Below are 8,787 nucleotides of genomic sequence, written 5' to 3' on the forward strand. Positions count from 1 at the left end.
TTTTAACAACATCTATTTTTATTTCATATGAAATTTTTGATTTTCTTCCCATGAAAAATGCTCCTCCTTAAGATAACAGTTTTATTATTTAAACTGTCTACCTTAAGGGGAGCATATCAAAAACGTCTGACACCTTTTTAAATATCTGCTTTTACAATATTTTTCATATAAGAGAAAGGATCTGTAGGTTTTAAGTCCTCATTATTAGGAAGCTCTCCTTCTACACCATCTACTAACCAATCCATATTGATAATATCTTCATAATCACATTTCTCACCTGTTTTAACACGTAAAACTTTATTTTGATCATAGATAGGACCTGTGAAAATATCAAATTCATTGCGTATGATAGCACTTTTAATGCCTTCGATTAAATATTTCATTTGGCTATTCACATTTCTATTAGAATAAAGAATATCGACAATACCTGTATTCATACCTAACCAGAAATTAAGAGGACTTTGATCTCCTGATGAAATATCAGAAAGGGTTTTCCATGTTCCACTTAAAATATTGCGAATAACTTTTTCGTAAAATACACCCCAGTTCCAAATCGCCATGGCATAATGTTTCTTTTCTAATTCATCTTTTCCTACACAATAAACTCCATATTCTTTAGACATATCTTCAGGTACAGGCAAGTCTTCATTTGAAATAATATCTACTCCTGCTTCCATAAGATGTTTAGCAATGTCTTTTCCCTGTTCAGGATTATCCCATCTATAAGTCCACATCGCTTTAACTGTTGCATAAGGGTTAACCGCTCGTACACCTAGTGTAAAGGCATTAATACTTGAAATAACTTCAGAAATAGGATAAGGCGCAACATAACCTATAATATTGGTTTTTGTCATAGCACCTGCTATCATTCCAAGTAAATATCTTGGTTCATGTATACGTCCAAAGTATAAAGTAAGTGATTTGTAAGAATGTGTTCCTGCACAGTTAAAAAATTTAACATCTGGGTACTGCATAGCTGCTTTTAAAGCTGGTGCTACAAAAGTTGGGCTTGTTGTAAAAATAATATCATATTTTTCTTTTGCTAAACGTTCTAATATATTATAAGCTTCTGCACTTTCCGGTACATTAACGATTTTTTCTGTATGAATTTGATCTTTAAAAACATTATTTATATGCAATCTACCTAATTCATGGCTATAAGCCCATCCAGATGTTTCAGGTGCTTTAGCATAGACAAAAGCAATTTTAAGTGTTCGTTTTCCACTTAAACGGTCAGCAAGGGAACTAAAAACACGTTTTCTTCTACTTGGTGCTTCTATTGTATCTGTTTCTACATTAACCTCATCTTGCTCAATCACATCTAGTTCAGAAATAAGTTTTTGAATATATTCTTTATGTGTCTGAGGAGAAATAGTCTGAGGCAAACCATAAATTTTAAGGAAGTTAAGGAAAGCATCACCTGTTGTAAGCTTTAGGTGACTTCCTCCTTCTTTTAAATAGAGTGTACGAAATGGTCTATAAACCTCTGCTGTAAATTGCTTTTCTTTTGTATTATAAAAAGGCTTGTCAAATTTATATTTTTCAATAAACTCATATAATTCTTTAAATCGTCCTGATTGAGAGAACCAAATTGTATTAATCCGTGTCTTCTTATAAAAATCCATAAATTCATAATAGATGGTATTTGTTTTACTCGTCGGATCTTTTTTAGGTACCATTCGAATAACATAAGCATTAAAAGATATTGCTCCAACATATTTTAGTACACTTGCTCTTTTATTACCTTCTATTACAAAGAAACGATTTAAATATTCATAGACTTTAAGAGGTTCTCTAATGCCTTCTTGTACATGCGCATTATATAAATTCATCCATTTATTTGCAAATTCCGTATCTTTACTCATAAGTGGCATAAAATTATGTGCAAAAGAGATACTACGTGAATGGGTATAAGTACCTATAATTTTTTGAATAGGAATTTCTACTAGTCCTAATGAAACCTCTGAAAGAATTTCACTAGGCTGGACAATTCCATCTAACGAAGGCAGATAGCCCATTTCACCTTTGCTCGTCATTGTATTCCAAGATTGTTTAGCACTTTTTTGAGCCTGTTCATAAATTCCTTCAAGTTCTAATTGATTCATGTATACACCTCTTTAATCCTATTAATCAATATTATTTTATATTAATACAAAATAATAAACAAGTATAAGGATTTCTATTTAATTTATGTAAAGAACTTTATTTGCGTTTAAATATTTCTGCTTGCTCTTTAGATATCCCCCAATATAAAGAGCGTCCATCTAATTCATAATAGGTTTCAAATTCCTTATCTTCTACTGTATAAAGCATTTTATTAGGTGCAGTAACCTGAAATTTAGGTATATAAATTGCTTCATTAAGCGTTACTGTGCCATCTTCATTAAAAACAATTTCTTCAAGCGTCTCTGTAGAAATCCATTTTCCATGCAATTCTGGATTATTGTATTGTTCTACTGTATATAAACTACATGTACCAACCCCTATTAATAAAAGTGTACCTATAATCATACGGCTTAACGATTTGGGCGATTTTTTATTTCTTTTATACGTTGTCATTCTTTTTCCCCCTTTGAAGTATTTCAAATTATACTATAAATTACTGTATTTTTCAATGTACTTAATCTATGAAAAAAGCCTAATTATAAGCATTAGGCTTTAATTATAATCCACTCTATATCCCTTTAAGTCTTCTTTTTTAATAGTGAACTCTACAACGCCTGTTGAATAAGGTGCAATTTCATATACATTAAAGACAAGTACAAGATCCCCTGCAGGTGTTATATAAAAGTTCTGATTTTCTTCAATATGAATTAGATCATAGAAATCATCAAAAAATTTCTCTTTTTTATCCGTTCTCTTCTCAATTTGATTAGTAATGAGTTCTTTAAGCTCTGTTTTATAATCCATTTTTTCATCGAACAATTGATTAAGTGTGAGGACTTCATTCTGACTTAAGTCTAGGGTTATATAGCTTTGTTGAGGTAAGCCATGTGCACCACCTGTATAAATATAATCAAATAAGCCAATAACTAAATATTGTTTAAGACTTTCTTTAGTTTTATAATTACTAATTAATTCATATTTATATAAGGGTGTATCAGAGGCTTGTTCCTTATACTGTTTCTTTGCTTCTTTTTTAATCTCTTTTTGTAACTGTATAACATGATTTTCAAAATAATGATTCATCTTCTTTTGAAATTTTTTATCTAGTAATCCTTCTAATTGCGGATAATGAGTCTCTATATTAAGATAATTTCCTGTACTTTTATAATGCTGATCTTCTATATGAATTTCAGTAGGTACGGCCATAACAAATATAGCTGTACCTGGTGTTTCTTTTGTTTCTTGTTTAGTATTAGCATAAGTAAAACAAGGTGTGATAAAAAGTGTACTCATAAGAAAATATGCCATTATTTTTTTTATCATTATTTTATCCCCCTATTATCAATGAAGTTACATTTTTAGTATGTACTTATGAAAGCAGGTTTATAATAAGTAAACTTTTGCAGAACTGACTTGTATTTCTTTGTATAGCCACTTTCTAAGGTTTAACGTTATAAACTTGGATAAAGAATGTTTTGGTAGTATACTATGAAAGATAGAATAATTAAACTATTCGAGGTGTAATTCATGAAAGATATGACAGAACAAATCCAATCTATGCATCGCTTTTTTAAAACATATAAAACTTATGATGTTCATTTCAGACTATACTTTTTAAAAAAACTTAAAAAAAATCTTTTAGCTCACCAAGACCTCCTTGTTCAGGCACTTTATAAAGATTTTAAAAAGCCTTATTTTGAAACTTATACAACTGAAATTTATATGGTTCTTACCGAAATAGAGACTGCCATTCACAACCTTAAATATTGGACAAAACCTAAAACTTATAGTACCCCCTTCCCTATATTAGCTGGATCAACTAAGGTTATACCTGAACCTTATGGTATAAGCCTTATTTTCGCTCCCTATAATTATCCTATCCAACTTGCGCTTTCTCCTTTAATTGGAGCCATTTCTGCTGGGAACTGTGTTGTTTTAAAGCCGTCCGAATATACACCCTATACCTCAAAAGCTCTTAAATGCTTACTAAGAGAAGTTTTCCCTACGCACTTAGTATGGGTTATTGATGGCGGTCCAGAAATTTGCCAATCCCTACTTAAACAACCTATTGACTACATCTTCTTTACAGGAAGTATTGAGACCGGCAAAAAGGTTATGGCAGAGGCTTCAAAAAATCTTATCCCTATCACTTTAGAATTAGGAGGAAAAAACCCAGCCATTGTTGATGCCAAATGTGACCTTCAGTTAGCAGCTAAACGTATTGCCTGGGGGAAATTTATGAATTCAGGTCAAACATGTGTAGCACCCGATTATGTACTTGTGCATGAAGATGTTACAAAGCGCTTCTTAGAGTTACTTGCTAAAGAAACAGCTAAAATGTTTGAAAATCCTAGCCAATCTTCTAGACTGATTCACGAAAAACATTATGTTCAAGTATTAAAATATATTGATGAAGATAAAATTTATTATGGTGGCCATTTTGATCATGAAAACCTTTATATCGAACCTACTATTCTTTATCCAGTCAAGTTAAAAGATGAATGTATGCAGCAAGAGATTTTTGGACCTATACTTCCTGTTATCCCCTTTTCTAAACTTCCTTTAGCTATCGAAACAGTACAACGTTTTCCAAAACCGCTTGCTTGTTATATATTCAGTCATGATAAAAAGCGTATAAAACATCTGCTTAAACATCTCTCATTTGGTGGTGGCTGCATTAATGATACCATTATGCATCTTACTCATCCTAAAGCTCCTTTTGGTGGTGTAGGTTATAGTGGCATAGGTGCTTATCACGGAAAATATTCTTTTGATACATTTAGTCACTACAAGACAGTATGCTATAGTTCTAGGGTAGAACTTCCACTTCGTTACCCACCCTATGATAAAAAGCTCGAATTTATTAAGCGCTATATCACTATGCGATTTAGATAAGTTAAAACAGCTATTCCTCCAATTTTTTCGAGGAATAGCTGTTTTTTAATCATCTGTTTCATACCCTGTACAAATACAATCATACCCAGTCTTTCTTTTCACCTCTTCAAGATTATCTAAGAAGTGCTCCATTTCTCCTATTTCCATTCTATCATTACTACTTATGGTATAAATTTTTCCTTTATCAAAATTTCTCAAAGTATAAGTACATCCCTTAGTCATATCTTTGTGTATGCATCTATACCCTTCCTCATATTTATCACTAAGCTGCTTGAAGTTTTCATACATAAAAAAACCTCCTTTAGTATTATATTTATCATAACACTTTTAAGGAGATTTCATACCTATGAACGTTTATCAAAATGAAGTTTCTTAATTTCATTTTGTTTTTGAGTAGCTTCAATTTCATGTGTATAAATAGATAAGGTAATAGATGGATTACTATGCGAAATCAGAGATGATAAAGTGGTAATGTCCATATTGGCTGCAATACAGTATGAAGCAAAAGTATGTCGAAATAAATGGGCATGTATATGTCTACCTAATACGCCTGAGAGTTTTAGCATTAAATCATGAAGCGTACGCGTTGCTAAATGCGCACCACTATCCTGTCTGCTTGGGAACATATAAATAGACTCATCGATTACTTTAAGAATATCAACATTCTTTAATAATTGTATTTGTTCATCATAGCCTTTTAGCAAGGTTAAAAGTTCTGGATGAATAGGCACTACATTATATTTAAAGCCCTTTGCCAGTAATAGTATGGTATTATTTTTTATATTAATATCCATCTTTTTTAAGCTTACAGCTTCATTGGCACGACAGCCTGTATAAAGCAAGATACCTACTATAAGTTTGTTACGGATCCAACAGTAATATAAATAATCATAATGATTACTTGTTCCTAAAAGGGCTTCATTTATAGCAATCTGTCCATCTATGTAATCAAAAAGTTCTTCAATCTCTTCCGTAGACAAGACTTCTTTAGGTGCCTTATGCTTTCTCATTTTGATCGGATCAATATAATCATAGAACTTTTCATCACAGAGCCTTTTTTCATAGCAAAAAGTAAGAAAACGATGTAAAACAACACGTTTACGTCTTAAGCTTGTAGGCTTAAGCCCCGTAGATTGTAAATGCATTAAATACTCTTGCAAGACTTCAAAACTTAAGTCTTCTAATGCTTCTATATTTACAAAGGCTTGCCACTGCGCTAAATCCTGCAAATAAGCTTTAATGGTATGAGACGAAAGCTGCATACTTTCTAAAGATGCTTTAAAATAATGGATACTCTTTTGTATAGTCATAAGGGTTCCTACCTTTTCTAGATTTAATAAAATAAGGCATGGGATCATCTCCCATGCCTCCTATTATACTTAATTTTATTGTGCAGGTTTAGTAAATTTTTTAAAGATAAGATAATACATTACACCAATGATAACGCCACCAATAAAGTTACCAAGTGTTACTGGAATAACATTGTTTGTAAAGAAGTTACCCCATGTTAAAGTATCTAACTTTTCTGCAGCAACACCTGATAATTGTACAAGTTCAGGGTTGTTTTTAATAAAGATACCAACTGGCACATAGTACATATTTGCTACGATATGCTCTGCACCACTAATAGCAAATGCAAAGATTGAGAAGAATCCAGCAAGGATTTTTCCTGTTACATCTTTTGCAGAGTACATCATCCAAATACCCGCACATACAAAGATATTACAAATAATTGCAAGACATAAAGCTTCTGTGAAAGGAAGATTTGCTTTTGAAATAGCTGTTTTTAAAGCATAAGCAGCAAAACCACCATCACTCATTCTAAAAAGACCTGTATTAGCTTGTAGGAAAGCAATGAAAAATGCACCTACACAGTTTCCTGCAAGAACAATTGCTAAATTCTTAAAGAAATCACTTACTTTATTACGTTTTTCAAGAGTTGATAAAACAATTAAACAGTTTCCTGTAAAAAGATCTCCCCCGTTAAGTACTACAAACATAAGACCAATAGGGAATACTGCACCTGTTACTAATTTTGCTACACCTTTATCTGCAATTGCATGTGCTGCAGTTGATGAAGCAAGTCCCCCTAAAGCAACATACATACCAGCCATAACAGCCATAAGGAATACTGCCATTGCTGTACGGTTAACTTTTGCCTGACCACCTTCGATTGTGTAATCTAAAATCTCATTTGGTGCTAAATAATTTTTCGCCATGAATATACACTCCTTTTCCAAGGACAGAGTATATCATTATATGATAAGTTTTTCAACACTATTTATTTTCCATTTTTATACCTAGAAGCAAATTTTGTATTCTGTCATTTAATTCCTGTTGCACTTTATGTTGCTCCTCTTTTAATACTTCTATTTTATTTGTGAAAACTAATTTCTGCTCTAATAAGCTATTTTGAAGTTCTAAATCATATTTTTCTTTAAGCGTAGTTAATTCTTTATTCTTCCCCTCTTCCTCTTGTTTTAATAATTCTTTAAGCTTTTCGACTTCTCTTTGTGCAAACCATAATTCAGAAGATACTTCATCATTTCTAACTTTAAGACGTTCATTTTCCTCATTACGTTCTTTTATTTCAATTTCTAGGCGCTCCCACTTACTATTTTCCTCTTTAAGTCCCACAATTTGCTCTTCATATTTCTCGCATAGCGTATGATGTTGTTTAATTTGTATTTTCTGCTCACTGATTTGCTCTTCTAATTCACTATATGCTTTCTCTAAAGCCACATATAGATCTTTAGCTTTCTCTTTTTCTTTTAATAGGTTATTTATTTTTTCTTCTAATAAAGACTTTTCCTTAATTAATGTTTCTTTTTCTTCTTCTTTCTGTACAACAACTGCCTCTACTTCTCCTATACGCTCTTCTACTACGAGACCGACACGCTCACTTACATTTAAATACATTGTTTGAATACGCTGGAGCAATCTTTGCAATTCATCTATATCCTTTACTAATAAATCTTCAGCTTGTTTCTTTTGCTCTAATTTATATGTAGTTAATAATAGCCCCATAAACTCTTTTCCTGTTAATTGAGTGCTTTTCATGATCTCTGCCAATTCATTTTTCATTTCTTCTGGAACTTTTACACCAAATGTTACATCTGCCATTATATTTCCTCCTTCAAAGTTAACCTATTACGTAATAGTTAACTCAATGTTTTATTTATATGTTAACTAAAGTTAACCATTAATATAAGTTAACACAAAACTCACAAAACAAGCAACCTACCACAGATAATTATGTATTATCTGTGGTAGGTTATGAATCAGTAAGAGGTAAATATATAGAAAAGTATTAAAAAAGAACCAAAAGTAAAATGGGGATAAATTAAGAGTATTTTTCAGTAGTGGTAAAAGTTTTCTGAAATCAACTGATTATTTCGTTTGATTAGAACCGGAGGTTCCCTTTTTAGAAACTTTAGTTTCACGTTAAAGAAACCACCAGTTCACTTATTGAGACCACTTTATAGTGATTAGATCAACTTATTGACCGGAGAACAACTTTCTCATGTTTGTACTACCAGTTTCAAGCCAAATAGCATTATGAATGATACGATCTAAAATAGCATCAGCCATGGTACCACCACCAAGCCTTGTATACCATTCTTTTGGTTTGTACTGTGTACAAAAGATTGTGGAGTGACAATCATATCTTTTTTCCGTTAGTTCGAAGATAAAGCGTACATCTTCTTCTGTTAGGTCATGTAATAGCCACTCATCGATGATGAGTAGGTGGTAATTTGAAAACTTAGTGATTAGTTTACTCATGCC

The 8,787-nt window shown here is 31.9% G+C and carries 9 protein-coding genes; 1 reads left to right on the forward strand and 8 read right to left on the reverse strand.

Features of this window, described 5'->3' with window-relative positions:
• Positions 1 to 137: 137 nt before the first annotated feature.
• The 3 genes from H8718_RS19060 to H8718_RS19070 form a co-directional block, all read right to left on the reverse strand.
• Positions 138 to 2,105 (reverse strand): BMP family ABC transporter substrate-binding protein, encoded by a 1,968-nt coding sequence (locus H8718_RS19060; RefSeq protein ID WP_249334587.1) that lies wholly within the window; start codon positions 2,103 to 2,105, stop codon positions 138 to 140.
• A gap of 97 nt (positions 2,106 to 2,202) precedes the next feature.
• Positions 2,203 to 2,559: a hypothetical protein gene (locus H8718_RS19065; RefSeq protein ID WP_249334589.1), complete on the reverse strand. Its 357-nt coding sequence runs from the start codon at positions 2,557 to 2,559 to the stop codon at positions 2,203 to 2,205.
• A 99-nt stretch (positions 2,560 to 2,658) separates the two neighbouring features.
• A complete protein-coding gene (locus H8718_RS19070; RefSeq protein ID WP_249334591.1) occupies positions 2,659 to 3,429 on the reverse strand; it encodes a DUF3298 and DUF4163 domain-containing protein in 771 nt (256 codons plus the stop codon).
• Positions 3,430 to 3,633: 204 nt separating this feature from the next.
• Between H8718_RS19070 and H8718_RS19075 the strand changes: the two genes are divergently transcribed.
• A complete protein-coding gene (locus H8718_RS19075) occupies positions 3,634 to 5,001 on the forward strand; it encodes an aldehyde dehydrogenase family protein (RefSeq protein WP_249334593.1) in 1,368 nt (455 codons plus the stop codon).
• Positions 5,002 to 5,046: 45 nt separating this feature from the next.
• Here the strand turns inward: H8718_RS19075 and H8718_RS19080 are convergent, their stop codons facing one another.
• The 5 genes from H8718_RS19080 to H8718_RS19100 form a co-directional block, all read right to left on the reverse strand.
• Positions 5,047 to 5,289: a hypothetical protein gene (locus H8718_RS19080; RefSeq protein WP_177672081.1), complete on the reverse strand. Its 243-nt coding sequence runs from the start codon at positions 5,287 to 5,289 to the stop codon at positions 5,047 to 5,049.
• Positions 5,290 to 5,345: 56 nt separating this feature from the next.
• Entirely contained in the window at positions 5,346 to 6,359 is a 1,014-nt protein-coding gene (locus H8718_RS19085) for a tyrosine-type recombinase/integrase (protein WP_177672082.1), read from the reverse strand.
• A gap of 27 nt (positions 6,360 to 6,386) precedes the next feature.
• Positions 6,387 to 7,220, reverse strand: coding sequence for a formate/nitrite transporter family protein (locus H8718_RS19090; RefSeq protein WP_177672083.1), 834 nt, complete (start codon positions 7,218 to 7,220; stop codon positions 6,387 to 6,389).
• Between the two features lie 58 nt (positions 7,221 to 7,278).
• On the reverse strand, positions 7,279 to 8,124 hold the full coding sequence (locus tag H8718_RS19095; RefSeq protein WP_249334595.1) for a coiled-coil domain-containing protein: 846 nt from the start codon (positions 8,122 to 8,124) through the stop codon (positions 7,279 to 7,281).
• 375 nt (positions 8,125 to 8,499) lie between these two features.
• Positions 8,500 to 8,787, reverse strand: a 288-nt coding sequence (locus tag H8718_RS19100) for an ATP-binding protein (RefSeq protein WP_249334597.1), incomplete at its 5' end; no start/stop codon positions are given.

Source organism: Zhenhengia yiwuensis (assembly GCF_014384995.1).
GTDB classification, from domain to species: Bacteria; Bacillota; Clostridia; order Lachnospirales; family Cellulosilyticaceae; genus Zhenhengia; species Zhenhengia yiwuensis.